This window comes from Blastococcus sp. CT_GayMR19, from assembly GCF_004570385.1.
Classification (GTDB): domain Bacteria; phylum Actinomycetota; class Actinomycetes; order Mycobacteriales; family Geodermatophilaceae; genus Blastococcus_B.
Window position 1 is genome coordinate 95,572 of the sequence record NZ_SPQL01000010.1, and the last position, 20,838, is coordinate 116,409.

The 20,838-nt window shown below is 73.9% G+C and carries 15 protein-coding genes and 1 tRNA gene; 3 read left to right on the forward strand and 13 right to left on the reverse strand.

All coding sequences use genetic code 11. From position 1 onward, the window contains the following. Nucleotides 1-294: 294 nt before the first annotated feature. From hpt to dacB, 4 genes are all read right to left on the reverse strand, one after another. Nucleotides 295-879, reverse strand: coding sequence for a hypoxanthine phosphoribosyltransferase (gene hpt / locus E4P39_RS14820; RefSeq protein WP_245159848.1), 585 nt, complete (start codon nucleotides 877-879; stop codon nucleotides 295-297). Further along, a complete protein-coding gene (tilS, locus tag E4P39_RS14825; RefSeq protein WP_135137343.1) occupies nucleotides 872-1,885 on the reverse strand; it encodes a tRNA lysidine(34) synthetase TilS in 1,014 nt (337 codons plus the stop codon). The genes hpt and tilS overlap by 8 nt, the downstream gene beginning before the upstream one ends. Before the next feature lie 5 nt (nucleotides 1,886-1,890). Then, entirely contained in the window at nucleotides 1,891-2,973 is a 1,083-nt protein-coding gene (locus tag E4P39_RS14830; protein ID WP_135137344.1) for a zinc-dependent metalloprotease, read from the reverse strand. Nucleotides 2,974-3,134: 161 nt separating this feature from the next. Next, the gene (gene dacB, locus E4P39_RS14835; RefSeq protein WP_245159849.1) at nucleotides 3,135-4,496 is read right to left on the reverse strand and encodes a D-alanyl-D-alanine carboxypeptidase/D-alanyl-D-alanine-endopeptidase; all 1,362 of its coding nucleotides are present in this window, start codon (nucleotides 4,494-4,496) and stop codon (nucleotides 3,135-3,137) included. Between the two features lie 125 nt (nucleotides 4,497-4,621). Here dacB and E4P39_RS14840 point away from each other — a divergent pair, with 125 nt between their 5' ends. Beyond that, nucleotides 4,622-5,116 carry an inorganic diphosphatase gene (locus E4P39_RS14840; protein WP_135137346.1) on the forward strand — a complete coding sequence of 165 codons (495 nt, stop codon included), beginning with the start codon at nucleotides 4,622-4,624 and terminating at the stop codon, nucleotides 5,114-5,116. Nucleotides 5,117-5,329: 213 nt separating this feature from the next. On the opposite strand, the gene E4P39_RS14845 is transcribed toward E4P39_RS14840, so the two are convergent. Next, nucleotides 5,330-6,955 carry an ABC transporter substrate-binding protein gene (locus E4P39_RS14845; protein WP_135137347.1) on the reverse strand — a complete coding sequence of 542 codons (1,626 nt, stop codon included), beginning with the start codon at nucleotides 6,953-6,955 and terminating at the stop codon, nucleotides 5,330-5,332. 340 nt (nucleotides 6,956-7,295) lie between these two features. Between E4P39_RS14845 and E4P39_RS14850 the strand changes: the two genes are divergently transcribed. Further along, a complete protein-coding gene (locus E4P39_RS14850; RefSeq protein WP_135137348.1) occupies nucleotides 7,296-7,718 on the forward strand; it encodes a hypothetical protein in 423 nt (140 codons plus the stop codon). 116 nt (nucleotides 7,719-7,834) lie between these two features. Here E4P39_RS14850 and E4P39_RS14855 read toward each other — a convergent pair. From E4P39_RS14855 to tmk, 3 genes are all read right to left on the reverse strand, one after another. Next, a tRNA-Thr gene (locus E4P39_RS14855) sits at nucleotides 7,835-7,907 on the reverse strand. Between the two features lie 81 nt (nucleotides 7,908-7,988). Next, on the reverse strand, nucleotides 7,989-9,170 hold the full coding sequence (locus E4P39_RS14860) for a DNA polymerase III subunit delta' (protein WP_135137349.1): 1,182 nt from the start codon (nucleotides 9,168-9,170) through the stop codon (nucleotides 7,989-7,991). 13 nt (nucleotides 9,171-9,183) lie between these two features. Next, nucleotides 9,184-11,445, reverse strand: coding sequence for a dTMP kinase (gene tmk / locus E4P39_RS14865; protein ID WP_245159850.1), 2,262 nt, complete (start codon nucleotides 11,443-11,445; stop codon nucleotides 9,184-9,186). A 211-nt stretch (nucleotides 11,446-11,656) separates the two neighbouring features. Here tmk and E4P39_RS14870 point away from each other — a divergent pair, with 211 nt between their 5' ends. Further along, entirely contained in the window at nucleotides 11,657-12,496 is an 840-nt protein-coding gene (locus tag E4P39_RS14870; protein WP_245159851.1) for a trans-aconitate 2-methyltransferase, read from the forward strand. A gap of 22 nt (nucleotides 12,497-12,518) precedes the next feature. On the opposite strand, the gene E4P39_RS14875 is transcribed toward E4P39_RS14870, so the two are convergent. The 5 genes from E4P39_RS14875 to E4P39_RS14895 all read right to left on the reverse strand — a co-directional run bounded on the left by E4P39_RS14875 (nucleotide 12,519) and on the right by E4P39_RS14895 (nucleotide 20,744). Further along, nucleotides 12,519-13,295, reverse strand: coding sequence for a class I SAM-dependent methyltransferase (locus tag E4P39_RS14875; RefSeq protein WP_135137352.1), 777 nt, complete (start codon nucleotides 13,293-13,295; stop codon nucleotides 12,519-12,521). Between the two features lie 7 nt (nucleotides 13,296-13,302). Continuing rightward, complete coding sequence (gene topA / locus E4P39_RS14880; protein ID WP_135137353.1) at nucleotides 13,303-16,170, reverse strand: type I DNA topoisomerase; 2,868 nt, start codon at nucleotides 16,168-16,170, stop codon at nucleotides 13,303-13,305. Between the two features lie 289 nt (nucleotides 16,171-16,459). After that, nucleotides 16,460-17,989: an alpha/beta hydrolase gene (locus E4P39_RS14885; RefSeq protein ID WP_135137354.1), complete on the reverse strand. Its 1,530-nt coding sequence runs from the start codon at nucleotides 17,987-17,989 to the stop codon at nucleotides 16,460-16,462. Continuing rightward, nucleotides 17,986-18,309 carry a hypothetical protein gene (locus E4P39_RS14890; RefSeq protein WP_135137355.1) on the reverse strand — a complete coding sequence of 108 codons (324 nt, stop codon included), beginning with the start codon at nucleotides 18,307-18,309 and terminating at the stop codon, nucleotides 17,986-17,988. Before E4P39_RS14890 ends, E4P39_RS14885 begins: the two co-directional genes overlap by 4 nt. Nucleotides 18,310-18,482: 173 nt before the next feature. Further along, nucleotides 18,483-20,744, reverse strand: a complete 2,262-nt coding sequence (locus E4P39_RS14895; RefSeq protein ID WP_135137356.1) for a sodium-translocating pyrophosphatase — start codon at nucleotides 20,742-20,744, stop codon at nucleotides 18,483-18,485. Nucleotides 20,745-20,838 lie beyond the last annotated feature (94 nt).

Below are 20,838 nucleotides of genomic sequence, written 5' to 3' on the forward strand. Positions count from 1 at the left end.
GCAGCCTGTGAAACCCCTGAGCGCAAGCTGCAGGTGACCCCCTGGGGTGTGGCCCGGTCGCGGGGGGCCGGAGGCCCTCCCGGCCGGGACACGGGAAGCCGCGCTACGCGAGTGGAGAGGTAACCCGGTCACGGCGCGGGAAGCGAGCCGCCCCGCGAGGGTCGTGGCGAGTGGGGCCCGAAGGGTCCCGCGCAGCCGCGACGAAACGGCTCGACGCAGCAGGGGGACGGCACTTGGTCGCCGTGTCGTCCGGAGGACGACAGATCGCAGAGCGGTGTCGCCCGGAGGGCGACGTCAGGCATAGACCTCTGGCTTCAAGGTGGCGATGTAGGGCAGGTCCCGGTAGCGCTCGGCGTAGTCCAGGCCGTAGCCGATGACGAACTCGTTGGGGATCTCGAACCCGACGTACTTGACCGGGACCTCGACCTTGACGGCGTCGGGCTTGCGCAGCAGGGCGCAGACCTCCAGGGACGCCGGCGACCGGCCGCCGAGGTTCTTCAGCAGCCAGGACAGCGTGAGCCCGGAGTCGATGATGTCCTCGAGGACCAGGACGTGCTTGCCGGTGATGTCGCGGTCGAGGTCCTTGAGGATGCGGACCACGCCGGAGGAGCTGGTGGCCGAGCCGTAGCTGGAGACCGCCATGAACTCCATCTGCGTCGGCAGCTGGAGCGCCCGGGCGAAGTCGCTCATGAAGAGGACCGCGCCCTTCAGGACGCCGACGAGCAGGACCTCCTTGCCCGCGTAGTCGCGGGCGACCTGCTCGGCGAGCTCGCGGATCTTGGCCTGGATCTGCTCCTCGCTGAGCAGGACGTGGTCGATGTCCGGCCCGTAGCCGTGATCGGGACCCAGCCCCGCGGGGGTGCTCGCAGGCTCAGTCACGCGTGGGCTCCTCGAGATCGTCGGGTGCATCCGGTCGGCCGCCCCGGTCCGGGGCCGACAGCAGGAGCAGCCTGCCAGACGCCCGGACGACGCCTGCGCCGCCCGGTAGGTCGACCGCTCCCTGCCCCCGCCAGCCTGTGACGAGGGCCTCGACCGAGTGCAGGTGCACCGCCTGGACGTCCGGCACCGCGGCCGCGCGCAGCCAGCCGCGGAGCACCCGCCGCCGCAGAGCCGCGGGGAGGGACCCGAGCGGCTCGACAGGCAGGCTGCCGTCGGGGGACCCCGCGGTCAGCGCGGCGAACTCCGCCTCGGCCAGCGCGTCCAGCGCGTCCAGGTCCTCGCGCAGCATCCCGGCGGTGCGCGCCAGCGCCGGCGCCACGCCGCCGCCGAGCACGTCCTCGAGCAGCGGCAGCACCTCGGCGCGCAGCCGCGCGCGGGTGTAGGCCGGGTCGTCGTTCCACGGGTCGTCCCACACCGTCAGCCCCTGGTCGGCGCAGGCCTGTCGGGTGGTCGCCCGCCGGACGCCGAGCAGCGGGCGCCAGTAGGGCGGCCGGTCCTCGACCATCCCCGCCACGGACCGCGGCCCGGAGCCGCGGCCCAGTCCGAGCAGCACGGTCTCGGCCTGGTCGTCCAGTGTGTGGCCGAGCGCGATCCGGGCGCCGTGCTCCTCCGCCGCGGCGTCCAGCGCGTCGTAGCGCGCGGAGCGGGCCGCACCCTCCGGTCCCCCGTCGCCGCCGACCGACACCCGCAGGACGACGACGGGATCGAGGCCCAGGTCGCGCAGCAGTGCGGCGGTCCGGTCGGCGCGCTCCGCGGAGCCGTGCTGGAGGCCGTGGTCGACGGTCACCCCGCCCACCCGGCCCCGCGCCTCGAAGGCGAGCGCGGCCGCCAGCGCCACCGAGTCGGCTCCCCCGCTGCACGCGACGAGCACCGGCTGCGGGAACGCGCGCAGCCCGTTCCGGACGGCGGTCCTCAGCTCCGCGACCGCCCGGGGCGGACCGACCACGAGGGTCAGGCAGGGATGGCCGGGCGGCCGAGCACCCGCTCCACCCACAGTGCCGGAGCGGTCAGCTCCTCGATCCGGGGCAGGTTCGCGGGGCCGTCCCAGACGCGGTTGAACCCCTCCATGCCGACGAGGTCGATGACCCCGCCGACGAACACCCGCCCCTGCGCGTACTGCTTCATCTTCTGCTCCAGCCCGAGCAGCCGGCGCAGCACGCGGTCGAACGGGCCACGGCCCTTGCGGCGCTGGGCGAACCGCTTGCGCAGGGTGCGCACCGAGGGGACGACGTCCGGGCCGACGCCGTCCATGACGTACTCGGCGTGCCCCTCGACCAGGCTCATCACCGCGGTCACCCGGTCGAGGACGGCGCGCTGCGCCGGGTCCTGGATGAGCGCCATGAGGCCCTCCGACTGGCCCTCGCCTCCTCGGACGGCGTCGGCCAGGCTGCGCAGCACGTCCTGGAGGCGCTCGCGCAGGACGTCGGCGTCGAGATCGGTGGCCTCGACGAACTGCGCGATCTCGGCCTCGAGGTGGTCCTTGAGCCACGGGAACGCGGTGAACTGGAGCTGGTGGGTGACCTCGTGCAGGCACACCCACAGCCGGAAGTCGGTGGGGTCGACGCCGAGCTTCTGCTCGGTGGCCACGATGTTGGGGGCGACGAGCAGCAGGCGGCCACCGCTGCCGAACACCTCGTACTGACCGAGGACGCGGGAGGAGAGGAAGGCCAGCAGCCCGCCGGCCTGGACGCCGGTGACGCGGGAACCGACCGCCATGGCCAGCGCCCCGGGGCGGCTGCCCTGCTTCTCGGCCAGCGCGTCGACCAGGGGGTCCAGCAGCGCGGCCATGCCGGCGGTGTTGGCGTCGACCCAGCCGGGCCGGTCGACGACGACGACCTCCGGCACGGGGCCGCCCGGCACGGGGCTCAGCCCGGTCAGCGCCTGGACGTGTGCCACGGCGGTGGCGGCCGCCTCGTGCAGTTCGCGGACGACGTCGGCGGCGTCCTCCCGCGTCGTCTGCGGACCCGGGCTCATCAGGCGGCGGGCGGTGCGTCCGGCCAGGGCCCAGTCGACCATCGAGGAGGCGCTGCTCATCGTCACACCTCCGGTGCAGGAGCGGAGTGGCTACGCCACTCTGGAAGGCACATCCCGTCCCACCTCCGGTGCAGGAGCGGAGTGGCTACGCCACGCTGGAAGGCACATCCCGCCTCACGGTACGCGGAGCGGCGTCCCGGCCTGCCGGTCGGCGGCCCGGATCAGCGGCAGCCGCAGCCGGCGAGCGTGGCGGCGATGTCGTCGAGGACCGCCTCCGTCGCGGCCTCGCTGCCCGTCGCGCCGTCGGCCACCACGGCGAAGGCCAGCAGCCGCCCTTCCGCGGTGACAGCGGTCCCGGCCAGTGCGTGCACGCCGAGCAGCGTGCCCGTCTTGGCGCGGACGGTGCCCGGCGCCGTCGCAGGGTCGTCGTCCCCCCGGTCGAAGAGCGTCCCGTCGTAGCCGGCGACCGGCAGGCCCGAGAGCAGCCCCGAAGCGCCTTCGATGCTGCCGTCGGCGGCCCCCTGCACCACGCCGGCGAGCACGGACGCGGGCACCAGGTCCAGACGGGACAGGCCGCTGGCGTCGGAGAGCTTGACCCCCGCGGCGTCGACCCCCGCATCGGTCAGCGCCTCGGTGACCGCCTGCGCGCCACCCTCGAAGCTGGCCGGGAGGTCGCGGGCGAGCGCGACGTGGCGGGCCAGCGACTCCGCGAGCACGTTGTCCGACTGCGACAGCATCTGCTCGACGAGACGTGCGATCGACGCGGACCGCACCGTGCCCAGCGTCTCCGCACCATCCGGCGCCTGACCCAGCACGATCGTCGCGCCGGGGGCGCCGAGGGCGTCGGCCAGGGCCGAGCCGGCGTCCAGCCCCGGCTGCCCGCTGCGGGCCTGCGAGCCGGGGCTGACCCGGGCACCGTCGACGGCCGAGGCCGTCACCGGGGCGGCGTAGCTGGAGGGCGCGTCGGCCGGCCCCCACCCGGTGGCGGTCAGCGGCCCGCTGAACAGGGAGCTGTCGACGACGACGCGCGTGACCGGGGTCCCGGCCGGCAGGGCCGCCACGACCTGGGTGGCGAGCTCGGCGACCGTCGGGGCGCCCGGGTAGGTCTGGGAGGGAGCGGTGCGGGACAGCGTGGGGTCACCGCCGCCGACGAGGACGACCTCCCCCGGCGTGGCACCGGCGACGACCGTCGTCTCGAGGGTGTCGGAGGGGTCGAGGGTGGTGAGCGCGGCGACGGCGGTCAGCAGCTTGGCGGTGGACGCGGGGGTCGCGGGGTCGCTGGCGTCGCGGTCCAGCAGGACGTCCCCCGAGGCGACGTCCGTGACCACCGCCGAGACACCCGCGCCCAGCGCGGGCGCGGCGAGCAGCGGGGTGAGTACGCCGGTCAGGACGTCGGGGTCCGGCGCCGGGGCGTCCTCGGACAGGGAGGCGAGGACCGGTGTGGCGTCGCCGAGCTCGGGCAGCCGCGGCTCGTCCGCCGCGACCGCGCCGGAGCCGGTGCCACCCCCGCCGTCGAAGACGCCGGCGAGGGCCATGCCGCCGCCGGCGAGCAGCAGGACGACGGCCAGGACGAGCATCGTCATACGGCGCCGGAACCGTCCGGTCTTCGCTGTGACGACGATCGTCGAGCCACTCGACGCGATGGTGCCCACCCCCCAGAAAAGCGGCCCGTCGATCGCGACGGGCCGCCATGGGTCAGACTACGACCGTGCAGTACGACGTGACGGTAGAAATCCCGAAGGGCCAGCGAAACAAGTACGAGCTGGACCACGCCACCGGACGCATCCGCCTGGACCGGATGTTGTTCACCTCGACCCGCTACCCGGCGGACTACGGGTACATCGAGCACACCCTGGGCCAGGACGGCGACCCGCTCGACGCCCTGGTGCTGCTCGAGGAGCCGACGTTCCCCGGGTGCCTGATCACCTGCCGGGCGCTGGGCATGTTCCGGATGACCGACGAGGCGGGTGGGGACGACAAGGTGCTCTGCGTGCCGGCGACGGACCCGCGGATGGCCCACCTGACCGACATCAACGACGTGTCCGAGTTCGACCGCCTGGAGATCCAGCACTTCTTCGAGACCTACAAGGACCTCGAGCCGGGCAAGTCGGTCGAGGGCGCCGAGTGGGTGGGCCGCGAGGCGGCCGAGGCCGAGATCACGGCGTCGATCCAGCGCGCCAAGGACGGGAACTACCACACCTGACCCGTCGGCTCCGACAGTCGCCGGGAACGAACGGCGGCGCGCCTTCCTGAGGCGTGCCGCCGTCCCGGGCTCGGTCGATCGCCGAGATCCGGCCCAGACCGGTGACCGACGGCGCCGATACCCGCGTACGCCGGATCTCGCCGCCGGCCCGCGACGCCACGACGGCCCCCACCTCGACGTGAGGTGGGGGCCGCCGTGCGCTGGTGGAGGAGGTCAGCCGACCGCGGTCAGCGACGTGGTGTCCACCCGGCCGAACGCGTCGACCACCACGCCCTCGACGTCGGCGGAGTGGACCGACTGGGTGACGTCGAAGAACAGCGGGATGATCGGCATGTCCTCGAGCAGCACGTCCTCCGCCTGGTTGTAGAAGCCGATGGCCTCGTCACTGGTGGCGGCCGCGTTGCCCTTCGCGACGAGCTCGTCGAAGGCCGGGTTGCTGTAGAACGAGAAGTTCGCACCGGCGTCGGTGGCGTACAGCGGCTCCAGGAAGTTCTGCGGGCTCGGGTAGTCCATGGCCCAGCCCATGCGGAACGGACCGAACATGCCCTGGGCACCCAGCAGCGGGCCGTACTCCGGCGGGGCGAGCTCGCCCTTCAGGACGAACTCCACGCCGAGGTTGCTGCGCAGCTGGTTGCCGATCGCCTCCATCCAGTCCTCGTTCCCCGTACCGGCGTTGAACCACAGCTCGATCGGCTGCGTGCGGTCGAAGCCGGCCTCGTCGAGCAGCTCGTTGGCCCGGTCCACATCCAGGACGCAGGCGTCACAGGCGTCCGCACGGTGCCCCTCGACCACCGGCGGCACGACCGAGGCGGCGGCCAGACGGGTGCCGGAGAAGATCTTGTCGGCGATCGTCTCCCGGTCGATGGCCAGCGACAGGGCCTGGCGCACGCGCGGGTCGGCGTACCGCTCCCGGTACAGGGGCAGGCCGAGGAACGTGAAGCCCGAGGCCGCCGACTCGACGTACCGGCCCTCGAACTCGTCCGGGGCCGTGCCGGCGACGTCGGCCGGGATCCTCGGCAGCACGTCGAGGTCACCGGACTGGGCCTCCAGGTACGCGGTGTCGGTGTCGCCGTAGACCCGGAACTCGACCGCCTCGACCGAGGCCGGCTGCTCGCCCGCGAAGTCCTCGTAGGCCAGCACCGTGATCCCCTCACCGGAGACGAAATCGCCGGCTGCCCGGAACGGACCGTTGCCGATGGGCCGGACGCCGAACGCCTCCGGGTCCTCGTAGAACGCCTCGGGCAGGGGGAAGAAGGGGTTGTAGCCGAGCGTGACCGGGAACTGCGCGAACGGCGCGCTCAGCGTGACGGTGAAGGTCTCGTCGTCGACGACCCGGAGGCCACTGAGCTCGGTGGCGGCGGGGTCGCCGGTGGGTTCGCCCTCCTCGTCCGTCGGGGCCTGCAGATCGCCGAAGCCCTCGATGTTGGCGAAGAAGTAGGACCCTTCCTGCGCGTTGGGGCTGTAGGCCGCGTAGTTCCAGGCGTCGACGAACGACTCGGCCGTGACGGGCGTCCCGTCGTGGAAGGACCAGCCTTCGCGCAGCCGGACGGTCCACGTGACGCTGTCCTCGGACTCGATGTCTTCCGCCACGCCGGTGTAGCGAACCGCACCGTCCGTGTCGTACTCGACCAGTCCGGTGAACAGCGATTCGAGGACCTGGGTGCCGTTCTCTTCCACCGTGTTGGCGGTGAGGAGCGGGCTGACCGGTTCTCCGATCGCGATGCTGATGGGCTCCGGTGCGCCCGTCTCCCCGGTGGCTGCTGTGCCGCAGCCGCTCAGCAGCACGATGCCGGTGAGGACTGCCGCGTTCGAGCGGACGGATCGCTTGAGGGGTGTCATCTGGTGCCTTTCCCGCGCCGACGGTGCCAGGGCACCGGACGTCCGATCGGCCGGCCGCGGTCGCAGCCGTGCTCACCGATATCTGTCAGCACTTTCGGCATCGGCATCCCGGACTTGAGCCAGATCCCGTTTCACACGGAGCGAGATGGGCGTCCGGATACCGGGAAGCCGGGCGGACCGGAGGCAGCGCGCCGCTGAGCAGCGGCGATTCCCGCAGCACCGCAGAGCGCGTCGCCTCCCGACAGCCGTCCACCGCGGGATCGCACTGCGAGAACACCGGCTCCAGAGACCGGCGTGCGTCGACCGACCGGGGTGCAGCGCCCCTACGCTGCGCCCGGAGGTGATCACTGTGACGGCACAGGGCCTGCGCAACCACGGCCGCCTCCCGCGTGCAGCGAGCGGGACGGTGCTCGCCGTGCTCCTGCTCTGCCTGTCCGCCCTGGCCGGATGCGGATCGCCGGAGGAGCCACGCATGCACCGGGTGGCGTACTGCCAGGGGCATTCGAGCGACACCCCCGACGACGGTTTCATCGACGTGGAGTTCCGCCAGGGGTCCACGGTGGTTGCCCGGGGATCGGTGTCCACCGGAACGGCCCTCACCGTCGAGGTGCCTCTGGGCGGCACCCAGATCCATGCCGACGGCGTCAAGGTGGGCGCCGTCGATGAGGGCGTGGCCACGGACGGGCCCGCCCCCTCCCCAGGGCCGGATTCGGTCACGTACCTGAGGAGTGGCGAGGGTTGCCCGGACAACGCGCCGCTGTGACCCGCCGAGCGGCCGCCGATCCGCTCACGGGCACTCGCCGGACCGGGTGAGGATCACGGACCGCGGAGACGACACAGGGGTCTCGTCCCGAAGGACGGAACCCCTGGTCGAACGCGAGCCGCCTGTCGGAATCGAACCGACGACCTTCTCATTACGAGTGAGATGCTCTACCGACTGAGCTAAGGCGGCGGACGTGCCCGAACAGCCTACGACACCGCCGGCCCCGTCCCGCGGAGGGCCACGGATGCCCGGGAAGGCTTCCCGGCCGGGTCAGGCCGGCAGCCGGAGCGCCACCGTCAGCGCCTCGAACGCGATCTGCGGTTTGACGTTCTGCTCCAGCGCCGTCCGGCAGGCCAGCAGCGCGTCGATGCGCCGCAGGGCCCCCTCGGCACCGATCCGGCGGGCCAGCTCCTCGGCGTCCGCGCGACGGTCGGGATGCAGCAGCATGGGCACCTCGGCGGCGGGCTCCGACGACACGGCATCGAGCACCAGCGCATCGCGGTAGAGCCCGGCGAGGTCGACCAGCGCGCGGTCGAGGGAGTCACGCCCGAGCCGCGTGGCACGCGACTTCTGCCGCTTCTCCAGGTCCTTCAGCACGCCGGCGCCCCGGCTGGCTGCGGCCACACCCGGCCCTCGCGCCCCGAAGCCGAGGCTGGCCTTCGTCGCCTCCGTCTCGGCGCCGTCGAGGACCCCCGCGGCCTGATCGGACTCGTCCTTGGCCGCCCCGACCAGGTCGGCGGCGGCGTCCAGGCATGCCGCCAGCGACATCAGCGACAGGGGGACGTCGAGCACGGCCTTGCGGGCCATCCGCGCCTCCTCGTCGCGCGCCAGCCGCCGCGCCCGGCCCACGTGGCCACCCGCGGCCGCCGCGGACCACGCGGCCAGTGCGGGGTCGACGCCGTCGCGGCGCACGAGCACCTCGGCGATCGCCTCGGCGGGCGGTGTGCGGAGACCGACGACGCGACAGCGGGAGCGGATGGTCACCGGGACGTCGTCGGGATGCAGGCTGGGCGCGCAGAGCAGGAAGACGGTGCGCGGCGGGGGCTCCTCGAGCATCTTCAGCACCGTGTTGGACGCCTGTTCGGTCATCCGGTCGGCGTCCTCGACGAGCACGACCTGCCAGCGGCCGCGGGACGGCGCACGACCGGCGATGCGGACGATCTGCCGCACCTCGTCGACGCCGATCGACAGCCCCTCGGGCACGACGCTCTGCACGTCCGCGTGCGTGCCGGCCAGCACGGTCCGGCACTCGTGGCAGGTGCCGTCCCCGCCGTCGGGGCACTGCAACGCGGCGGCGAACGCACGCGCGGCCACCGACCGGCCGGAGCCGGGCGGTCCGGTGAACAGCCAGGCGTGGGTCATCGCGGCCGGGCTCGCGACGGCGGCCCGCAGTTCGGCGACGACGGCCGGCTGACCGATGACCTGGGCCCAGACGTCGTCGGCTGCCGTCACGCCGCCTCCTCGCTCACGGGTGCAACTGGGGGGTCGGGCCGGTCTGGGCGTGCGGGTGGTGCGGTGCCGATCCCGCCAGCGCACCGTCCACGCGGGAATCGGCGGCGTCGTCCGGCGGGAGGATCTGCTGGAGCGGCAGACCCGACAGCAGGTCGGCCACGCGGACCCGGATCGCGGCAGCGAGCTCGTCGGGGCTCCGCCGCGCGTCGAGGACGAGGTAGCGGTCGGGCTGGCTCTCGGCCAGCGCCAGGAACGTGCCACGCACCCGCTGGTGGAAGTCGAGCGACTCGGACTCCAGCCGGTCGGCGACCGCCCGCCCCCGGGCCCGGGCGAGGCCCACCTCCGGTGGCAGGTCGAGCAGGACGGTGAGGTCGGGCTGGAGCCCCTCGGTGGCCCAGCGGGACAGCATCCGGACGTCGTCCAGCGGGATCGTCCGGCCGGCGCCCTGATAGGCCAGCGAGCTGTCGACGAACCGGTCGGTGATCACGACCTCCCCGGCATCGAGCGCGGGCCGGAGGACGTCGTGCACGTGCTGGGCCCGGTCGGCGGCGTAGAGCAGCGCCTCGGAGCGCGAGGCGATGCCGGCGTGCGCCCGGTCCAGGACGATCGCGCGGATGCCCGCGCCGGACGGGGTGGCGCCGGGCTCGAACGTCGCCCGCGACACCAGGCCCTCGTTGGTCAGCCACTCCTGCAGGCGGCGGACCTGGGTCGACTTCCCGGCGCCCTCGCCGCCCTCGAACGCGATCAGCACCCCACCACCGGCGAGCCGACGGCGGGCCGTGGTGTCCCGGCGCAGGGCGGTGACGACGTCGGCCAGCAGCGGGACCGGCCGGCCGTCGTCCATCTGCCGGTAGGCCAGGACGCCCACGCCGACGGCCAGCAGACCGGCGACGAAGAGCATGATGCGCTCGCCGGTGAGCGGGACCGTGATGGGACCGAGGTCCACCTGGTGCCGGCCGATGAGCCCCACGCCGAACGGCACGACGGCCAGCGACAGGATCAGCGCGGCCCGGATCAGGGACTGGACGATGGCGAAGGTGCGGCCGCGGATCTCGTCCGCGACCTCCGTCCCCAGCAGCGTGAAGCCGGCGAGGTAGGCGATGCCGGCGAAGAAGCCCATGAGGACCACGAGCAGCAACGCGATCCAGAGCGTGAACGTCCAGGACATGACCAGGACCATCACGCCGGCGCCCACGAGGGCGACGCCGAAGATGCGCTCGCGGGCGAGGTCGCGGGCGATGCTGGGACCGAAGGCGATGCCGACACCCAGGCCGACGAACACCGCGCCGAAGAGGAGGCCGTAGGCCGCCTCTCCACCGCCGAGCGCGTTGGCGAAGGCCTGCCCCGTCGCGATGATCACGCCCGCTGCCGCCATGGCGCCGGTGATGCCGACGACGAGCCCCCGGACCATCGGCGTGTGCCCGGCGAAGGAGAACCCGTGCTTGAGCGAGCTGAAGAAGGTCTCCTGCGGGGCTGCCGCGCCGGCGGCCCGTCGGCCGCTGATCGAGGGCAGGTTCCAGATGACCACCGCCGCGACCAGGAAGGTCAGCGCGTTCAGGAACAGCGCCAGGTCCACCTCGTCGACCGAGGGCAGCAGGTCCGACAACGGACCGCCCAGGCTGGTCAGCACGGCGAAGACGATGGCGGCGAGCACCGGGGTCAGCCCGTAGGTGGTGACGAGGGACAGCTGGTTGGCCGGTTCCAGCTGGTCCTTGCGCAGCATGTTCGGGACGGCGGCGTCCTTGGCCGGGATCCAGAACAGGCTGAACGCCTCGATGAGGAACTGTGCGACGAACAGCCAGACGAGGTTGTCGACCAGCGGGATCGACGCGAAGAGCGAGAAGCGGATGACGTCGGTGATGACCATCGTCTTGCGCCGGTCGAACCGGTCGGCGATGGCCCCGGCCAGCGGGCCGAGCACGATCGCCGGGAGCAGCCGGAAGAGCAGCACGCCGCCGAGCGCGAAGTTCGCGGCCGCGAACCCCTCGACCAGGTGGGTCGCGGTCGCGGTGATCGCCAGCAGGCCCAGCCAGTCACCGAAGCTCGACAGCGACATCGACAGCCAGAGCTTCCGGAAGTCCCGGACCCGGAGGACGGCCCGGAGCTTCGCGACCAGGCCCACGCCACCCATGCCCGTCTCCGACGCCGCCCCGCCCGGATCGGACGCCGACCCGCCGTCGAGGTCCGCCAGGGGGTCCGCAGCGCCCGGCGGCACCGGTGTCCCGGCGGGCGGCAGGCCGTCCGCCGGCAGGGCGATCCGCTCGTCCGGCCGCACGCCCGCCACATCGTCAGGCGGCGGCGCCGGGGGCGTCGGGTCGGACGGAATCGGGGCTCCCATGGTCGGAGTGCGGCGGGGCGGAGCTGTCCCGCGTCGGGGTCACGGTACCGGGCGGGAACGACGGATCCGGCAGATTTCCGCCCGCGGGGGGATGCGGGCGCGACCCGGTGCGCCGGGCCCGACGGCCCCGGACCTAGGGTCGGCGCCAGTGGACGGCACCGAGCAGTCGACGACGCGCCAGGCGCCCGGGACGTCGTCCGGCCCCTCCGCGGCCTGGGACCCGGTGCGCTACCTGCGCTTCGCCGGGGAGCGCGCCCGGCCCTTCGCCGAGCTGGTGACCCGGATCGCCGCGGAGGCGCCCGCGACGGTGGTGGACCTGGGCTGCGGCGAGGGGGCGCTGACCGCGTCGCTGGCCCAGCGCTGGCCCGGTGCCCGGGTCATCGGCGTGGACTCGTCGGCCGCCATGCTGGCCGCGGCCGCCGCGCACGCCGTCCCCGGCCGGATCGAGTTCGTCGCCGGCGACGTCCGGGACTGGCAGCCGCCCGGACCGGTGGACGTCCTCGTCAGCAACGCGGTGCTGCACTGGGTGCCGGGCCACGAGGAGCTGATGGCGCGGTGGGCCGGCCGGCTCGCCCCCGGTGGGGAGCTGGCCGTGCAGGTGCCGGACAACTTCCGCTCCCCCACCCACACGCTGCTGGCCGACCTGTGCCGCTCGCCGCGGTGGTCCCCGCAGCTGGCGGGCGTGGCGCCCGCGGCGGACGCCGTCCTCGAGCCGGCCGGGTACTACGACGTCCTCACCGCCGCCGGCCTCGCCGCCGACGTGTGGGAGACGACCTACGTGCACGTGCTCACCGGCCCCGACCCCGTGCTCGCCTGGGTGCGCAGCACCACGTTCCGGCCGGTCCTCGCCCAGCTCCGCGCCGACGACGGCGCCGAGTTCACCGCCGCCTACGCCGCGGCGCTGCGCGAGGCCTATCCCCAGCGGCCGGACGGCACGACCCTGCTGCCCTTCCGGCGGATCTTCGCCGTCGGGTCCCGCCCGTCCTGACCCCTCGGAGGCCCCGAGCCGCTCAGCGAGGGGTGAGCCGGAAGGCGCTGACGGCGTGCGGCAGGTCGACGACCTCTCGGCCGCGGGTGTCCGGGTGGGTGGCGATCAGTTCGCGGATCTCGCCGAGGAACGCCGCCCGGCGGTCCTCCGTCATGGCGGCGGCGTAGCTGCGGGTGGCGAAGCCGGCGACGACGTCCTCCGGCGTGGCCCGCTGCACGAAGACCGACTCGGTGGACCGGACGTCGGCGCCGAGCTCCCGCGCGAACGCCTCGGCCACCGCCGCGGGGCGGAACCGGTCGACGTTCTCGGCGGCCAGGATCGCGCTGAGCGCGGCGACCCAGGGCGCCCGGTCGTCCCGGAGACTCCAGACCAGACCGACGGTGCCGCCGGGCCGCAGCACCCGCGACATCTCGGCGGCGGCGGGGGCCGGGTCGAACCAGTGGGCCGCCTGCGCCGCCGTCACCACGTCGACATCGGCGGCGGGCAGCGGGAGCGCCTCGGCGCGCGCGACGGCGGTGGTCACGTCGGGCAGCCGCAGCGCCAGCTGCTCGAGCATCGCCGCGGACGGGTCCACGGCCACCACCTCGTGGCCCGCGGCGACCAGCAGTTCGGTCAGCAGCCCGGTTCCCGCCCCGACGTCGAGCACCCGACGGCCGGAGCCGCCCGACGCGTCGGGGCCGACGAGGAAGCCGACGACGTCGGGCGGATAGGTCGGGCGGAGGACGGCGTACTCGGCTGCGACGGACCCGAAGGAGTCTGCCCGTTCGGCCCAGGCGGCCGAGCGGCCGGACTCGCCCACAGGTTCCTCAGCTCCCGGCCGGTACCGGCGCGGCCGGGGACGCCTTGGCCGGGGCCTTCTTGGCCGTCGCCTTCCTGGCCGGGGCCTTCTTCGCGGTCGCCTTCTTCGCCGGGGCCTGCTTCGCGGCCTTCTTCTTCTTCGCCGGGCCCGCGGCGCGGCGGTCGGCGAGCAGCTCGGCGGCCCGCTCGATCGTGATCGTCTCGACGTCGTCGCCCTTGCGCAGGCTGGCGTTCGTCTCGCCGTCGGTGACGTAGGGGCCGAACCGGCCCTCCCGGACGGTCACCTGCCCCTGGGTCACCGGGTCGGCGCCCAGCTCCTTGAGCGGGGCCTTCGCCGCGGCGCGGCCGCGCTGCTTGGGCTGGGCGAAGATCGCCAGCGCCTCGTCGAGGGTGGTGGTGAACAGCGCCTCCTCGCCGGGCAGCGACCGCGAGTCGGTGCCCTTCTTGAGGTAGGGGCCGTACCGCCCGTTGAGCGCCTGGATCTCCTCGCCGTCCGGCGCGGCGCCGACCACCCGCGGCAGGGTCAGGAGCCGCAGGGCGTCGTCGAGGGTGAGCGTCTCCGGCGCCATCGAGGCAAAGAGGCTGGCCGTCCGCGGGGCGTCCTTGCTGCCCTCGGGGACGACGGTGGTGACGTAGGGCCCGTAGCGGCCGGCCTTCACGATCACGGGGTGACCCGACTCCGGGTCGGTGCCGAGCTCGCGGTCGCCCGAGGGCGCCTCCAGCAGCTCGGTGACCTTCTCGCTGGTGAGCTCGTCGGGTGCGAGGTCCTCCGGGATGCTGACCCGCGGACCGTCGTCCCCACCGGCCTGCAGGTAGGGGCCGTAGCGCCCGACCCGCGCCACGACCGGCTGGCCGTTCGGCCCCGTCGCGCGCAGCGGGATGGAGTTGACGCCGCGGGCGTCGATCTCCTCGAGGCGCTGACCGACGATCTGCTTGAGACCGCCGGACTCGGCGATGCCGCCGGTGCCGCGGCCCGCGCCGCCGAAGTAGAACTCGGTCAGCCAGTCGACCCGCTGCAGGGTCCCCCCGGCGATCTCGTCGAGCTCCTCCTCCAGCGAGGCGGTGAAGTCGTAGTCGACGAGCTGGGCGAAGTGCTGCTCGAGCAGGTTGACCACGGCGAACGCGATGAAGGTGGGCACCAGCGCGTTGCCCTTCTTCCAGACGTACCCGCGGTCCTGGATGGTCTGCATGATCGACGCGTAGGTGGACGGCCGGCCGATGCCGAGCTCCTCCAGCCGCGCGACGAGGCTCGGCTCGGTGTAGCGGGACGGCGGGCTGGTCGTGTGCCCCTTCGCGTCGAGCTGGCGCGTGTCGAGCTGCTGGCCCCGCTCCAGCCGGGGCAGCCGGCGCTCGGCGTCGTCGCTGCCCGGCTCGTCGTCGCCGTTCGTGCCCGCCGCGTCGTCCTGGGACTCGACGTAGGCCTTGAGGAAGCCGGGAAACGTGATCGTGCGACCGCTGGCCGTGAACTCGACGGCCTCGTCGGCGGCACTGCGGCCGGCCAGCCGGATGCTGACCGTCTGCCCGACGGCGTCGGCCATCTGCGAGGCGACCGTTCGCTGCCAGATCAGCTCGTAGAGCCGGAACTCGTCGCGGGCGAGCTGCGAGGCGAGCTGGCCCGGCGTCCGGAAGTTGTCACCGGCCGGGCGGATCGCCTCGTGCGCCTCCTGAGCGCCCTTGGCCTTGCTCTTGTACCGGCGCGCCTCGGCCGGTACGTAGGCGTCGCCGTACAGCTCCCGGGCCTGCGAACGGGCGGCGTTGATCGCCTCCTGCGAGAGGTTCGTGGAGTCGGTGCGCATGTAGGTGATGTGGCCGTTCTCGTACAGCCGCTGCGCCACCCGCATGGTCTGCGCCGAGGACCAGCCGAGCTTGCGCCCGGCGTCCATCTGCAGGGTGGAGGTGGTGAACGGCGCGTAGGGACGGCGCCGGTAGGGCTTCTCGTCGACCCGGCTGACGCTCACCTGGCGGCCCTCGAGCCGGGCGGCGAGCCCGCGGGCGCCGGCCTCGTCGAGGTGCACCACCTCGCCGGTGACCCGGCCGGTCGCCGGGTCGAAGTCCTTGCCGGTGGCGACCCGGCTGTCGTCGACGCTGACCAGCTTGGCCCTGACGGCGGTGGGCTCGCCCTCGTCGGTGGCGGCGCCCTTGCGCGGCACCTCGAACGTGCCCTCGAGCGACCAGTAGTCCGCCGCGTGGAACGCCATCCGCTCCCGCTCGCGCTCGACCACGATGCGGGTCGCGACCGACTGGACCCGTCCGGCCGAGAGCTTCGGCAGCACCTTCTTCCACAGCACCGGACTGACCTCGTAGCCGTAGAGGCGGTCGAGGATGCGGCGGGTCTCCTGGGCGTCGACCAGGGCGGTGTCGAGCTCGCGGGGGTTGGCCACGGCGCGCGCGATCGCCTCGGGGGTGATCTCGTGGAAGACCATCCGGTGCACGGGGACGCGGGGCTTGAGGGTGTCGACCAGGTGCCAGGCGATCGCCTCGCCCTCGCGGTCCTCGTCTGTCGCGAGATAGACCTCGCTGGCGTTCTTCACCAGCTGCTTGAGCCGGCTCACCTGCTGCTTGCGGTCGGGGCTGACGACGTAGAGCGGTTCGAAGGAGTTGTCGACGTCGACACCGAGCCGTGCCCACGCGGCGCCCTTGTGCTCGGCCGGCACGTCGGCGGCGTTGCGGGGCAGGTCACGGATGTGCCCGACGCTGGCCTCGACGACGTAGCCCGACCCCAGGTAACCGGCGATCTTGTTCGCCTTCGTCGGCGACTCCACGATGACCAGCGGCCTGCCACCGGACGCGGCCGTCTTCCCACGGGCGGGCACCTTGGTGCCGCCGGCGGTCGCGTCGGTGGTCTCGCTTCCGGTCGCGCTGGTCTTCGTGGGCACGGTGCTCCTGTCGGTGGTGCTGCGGTGGTGCTGTGTCGGTACGGCTCGGTGCAGCGTTGCGGCCGGCTGGATGCGGGCGGGTGCTCGATACCGGGGCGCCGGAAACCGGACCCCTGGCACCGGCCGCCCCGGACCGGTGGGCGCTGCCGCGGAAACGCCCCTCGGCGGGCCACGGTAAGCCACTGTGGCGACAAGGCGCCGGGGGCGACCCTCCGTGGGCGTGCCGTCGGGGCCCGACGGGAACGCGCGAGACCGCTCCCGGCACCGGACGGGCACCCCCGCCGGCAGGTCAGTCGGTGGGCCGGTCGCCCGCCACGACGCCCCCGATCGCGGCCAGCGTCGGGAACGCGGGGTCGTAGTAGTCCGAGTGCCCCATGGACCGGTCGGCCGGCAGGCCCGTCGACCCGTAGGGGGGTGCCCAGGTCGAGCTGCCGAAGTACCCGAACCAGGAGATCGGGTCGCCCGCCGAGGCGGCGTCGTAGACCTCCGGGACCTCGAGGCTGCCGGCGCCCTCCCGCTCCATCCCCGGACTGCCGAGCAGGACGACGGCGTCGGCCGCCAGCCGGCCCGGCGCATCGGCGGCCTCGTCCACGACGACGGTGCCGTAGCTGTGGGCCAGAAGGGTGGTGCGGGGCAGTGGGGTCCCGCTCGCGAGCCGGGCGGCCGCCATCCCGTCCAGCGCGGCGGCGAGATGCGGACCGCCGTCCGAGGCGGCGGCCCGCCGTCCCATGTCGATCAGCCTGTCCGGCGACGCGTAGCCGAGCCAGACGATCGTCGCGACGTCGAGACCTGGGTCGGCGCCGCGTGCCGCGGTCGCGACGTCCCGGGCGTCGCCGACCAGCCCGGGGAGGTCCGCCGGCGAGTTGTTCACACCCGGCACGAGGAGGCCGACGGCCTCGGCGGTGTCCAGGTCGCCGAGGACGAGGACCACCTGTGCCGCCTCCAGGTCCAGCAGGTGGAGCTGGACGTCCCGCCCGGCGGCCTCCTCGACCGCGATCCGCTCCGCGACGGCGCGGGCCGTCGTCGCGGCCGTCGACGTGCCGTGGCGGCCGGCCCGGTCGAGCACGAGCCGGTTGGCCCGGTCGCGCGCCCAGGCCGGGACGCCGTCCAGGGCGCCGACCGCGCCCGGCGCGGCCCGGAGGGCGGCCACCTGTGCGCCCGCCGACAGCCCGGCCCACCAGTCCGCCACCTCCCGGGGATCGTTGCCGGAGGGGCCCACCGGCGGTGCGACCGGACCCACGAGGGAGATCCGGGCGGCGAGGTCCCAGAAGTCCGCCGGCGCGAAGGCGTCCCGGACGCCGAGCCCGGCCAGGGCGGTCCCGGCCGCCGCAGCGGCGTCGGCCAAGGCGGCGGCCGAGCGGAGGGCCGCCTCGGCCGCGCCGAGCGCCGGGCCCGGGTCGGGAGCGGGCAGGCCCAGGAGCTCGGCCATGGTCTCGGCGAGCCGGCCGGGCGCTGGTGCGGCCGGGCCGCCGTCGAGGGTCCGCGCCATCGCGAGCGCCTCGGTGGCGTGCTCCTGCGCGGCATCCGCCTCGCGGGACATGCGCTCGAACTCGTCCAGAGATGCCTGCAGCGCGGCGTCCACCGCGGTGGCGACCGCGGAGAGGTCGTACACGGCGGAGGCGGCGCTCCGGGCGGCAGGGCCGGACCAGCAGTCCGCACTCTCCAGCGCCCGCGCCACGTCGGCCAGCCGGGCGCGCCACACCGGGAGCCGCCCGGCGACGGCGTCGAGCGTGGCCACCGCGCCGCGCACGGGCGGGACGTCCCACGCGGCGACGGCGACGAGCCTCGCCTCGGCCGGCAGGTTCACCGGCGCGGTCACCGGGGGCCCTCCGGAACCCCGTGCTCGCGCGCGCCGATTCCCTCGGACAGGGCCGCGTCCGCCGCGCGGTAGGCGGCTGCCGCCGCGGTCAGCGTGGCGGCGACCGCTGCGGTGCGGGCCGCGACCACCGCGGTCAGCGATCCCCAGGCAGTCGCCGTGGCACCGGCGGCCCAGCCCTCGTGCCCGTCGAGGGCTGCGGACAGGGCACCGGCCCGGTGGCGGCAGAGGTCCGCGTCGTCGTCGAGCTCGACGGCCAGCGCGGACAGCTCGGCCGCGAGCGCCTCCAATGCGTCGAGCTGCACGGAGATCGTCGAGCACATCCAGGCCTCCCGGCGTCGTCGCCGGCCCAGGGCGGCGGACCGGAGAAGGCGACGCTAGAGCTGGACGGCGATCGCGGGTGCGCGCCGTCCACAGCCGGGGACCTCGTCCACAGCCCGCGCCGCCATCCTCCGGCCGGGCAGCTGCCGGCCGGAGGATCGCGGGCGTGCCGGGATCAGGGAACGCTGGTGGTGAGCGCGTCCGACGTGTCCGTCGCCGCTCCCCCGACCACGACCGACCGCCGCTTGGAGACCACGACCGCCGCCACGATGACCAGCACCGCGCCGAGTGCGATCGCCACCCGCAGCCCGGTGCTGGCGTCGTCGCCCACGGTCATGCCGACCACGGCGGGGGCGATGATCAGCGCGACCAGGTTCATCACCTTGATCAGCGGGTTGATCGCCGGACCGGCGGTGTCCTTGAACGGGTCGCCCACGGTGTCGCCGATGACGGTCGCCGCGTGCGCCTCGCTGCCCTTCCCGCCGTAGGCGCCGTCCTCCACCATCTTCTTCGCGTTGTCCCAGGCACCGCCGGAGTTGGCGAGGAAGACCGCCATCAGCGTGCCCGCCGCGATGGCACCGACCAGGTAGGCCGCCAGCGGGCCGATGCCCAGGCCGAAGCCCACGGCGACCGGTGCCAGGACGGCGAGCAGCCCGGGTGTGGCCAGCTCGCGCAGGGAGTCCTTGGTGCAGATGTCGACGACGGCGCTGTAGTCCGGCCGCTCGGTGTAGTCCATGATCCCGGGCTTGGTGCGGAACTGCTCCCGGACCTCGAAGACCACCCGTCCGGCCGCGCGGGAGACGGCGCTGATGGCGAGGCCCGAGAAGAAGAACACGACCGCCGCGCCCAGTACCGCGCCGACGACGTTGTTCGGGTTGACCAGGCTGAACGCGTCGCCGAGCGTCTCCCCGGCCTCGTCGAGCGCCACCTGGACCTGGGCGTTGTAGGAGCCGAAGAGCGCCGTCGCCGCGAGCACCGCCGTGGCGATCGCGATGCCCTTGGTGATCGCCTTCGTGGTGTTGCCGACCGCGTCGAGGTCGGTGAGCACGCGGGCGCCCGCCTCGTCGATGTCACCGGACATCTCGGCGATGCCCTGGGCGTTGTCGCTGATCGGGCCGAAGGTGTCCATCGCGACGATGACACCGGCGGTGGTGAGCAGGCCGCAGCCGGCCAGCGCGACCGCGTAGAGCGCCGCACCGCCACCGATGAGGAACGCGCCGTAGACGCCGGCGCCGATGAGGAGGGCCGCGTAGACCGCCGACTCCAGGCCGAGGGAGATGCCGGAGAGGATCACCGTCGCCGGGCCGGTCAGCGAGCTGCGGCCGATGTCCTTGACCGGCTTGCGGCTGGTCTCGGTGAAGTAGCCGGTGAGCTGCTGGATGGTCGCCGCCAGGACCACACCGATCAGCACGGAGACGAAGCCGAGGACCTGCGGGCTGACCGACAGGTCCGGGACGTCGGCGACGCTGGGCAGGTAGATGAACGAGGCCCCCGCGACCAGCACGAGCGACACCGCGGCGGAGGTGAAGAAGCCCCGGTTGATCGGGACCATCCCGCTGGCGTCGTTCTTGCTCGGCTTGGTCGCCAGCACGCCGACGACGGAGGCGATCACGCCGATGGCCGCGACCAGCAGCGGGAACACCATGCCGACGTTGCCGAAGAAGACCTGACCGAGGATCAGCGCGGCGACCAGCGTCACGGCGTAGGACTCGAAGAGGTCGGCGGCCATGCCGGCGCAGTCGCCGACGTTGTCGCCCACGTTGTCCGCGATGGTCGCGGCGTTGCGCGGGTCGTCCTCGGGGATGCCCGCCTCGACCTTGCCGACCAGGTCGGCACCGACGTCGGCGGCCTTCGTGAAGATGCCGCCGCCGACGCGCATGAACATGGCCAGCAGCGCGCCGCCGAAGCCGAAGCCCTCGAGCACGATGGGCGCGGTCTCGTCGAACAGGAGCAACGCCAGGGCCGACCCGAACAGGCCCAGGCCGATGGTGATCATCCCGACGACGCCGCCGCTGCGGTAGGCGATGCGGAACGAGGGGAGGTATCCCCCGCCACGTGCGGCCGCCGCGACCCGCACGTTCGCCCGGGTCGCGAGCGTCATTCCGATGAAGCCGACGGAGGCGGAGAAGAGGGCGCCGATCAGGAAGAACACGGCCCGGCCGGCGCGGGTCCCCCAGCCACCCTCGGCCACCGGGAGGACCAGCAGGAGGACGAACACGATCACGGCGAAGACACCGAGCGTGCGGAACTGCCGTTTCAGGTAGGCCGCCGCGCCTTCCTGCACCGCCTGCGCGATCTCGCGCATCTTCACCGTGCCCTGGTCGGCGGCCAGGACGGCCTTGACCAGATAGGCGGCGAAACCGAGGGCAGCGAGGGAGACGACGAGGACGACGGCGACCAGCGCCATGTCCCCGCCGGACAGCGAACTGTCGGGCATGTATTCCTCCAAGCGTCGGCGGCCACCGGGAGGCGTGCGTGCACCCGGATCGGCGGAAGCTCCGGCGCGGAAGTTCCCGCATACCGGAGCGCGG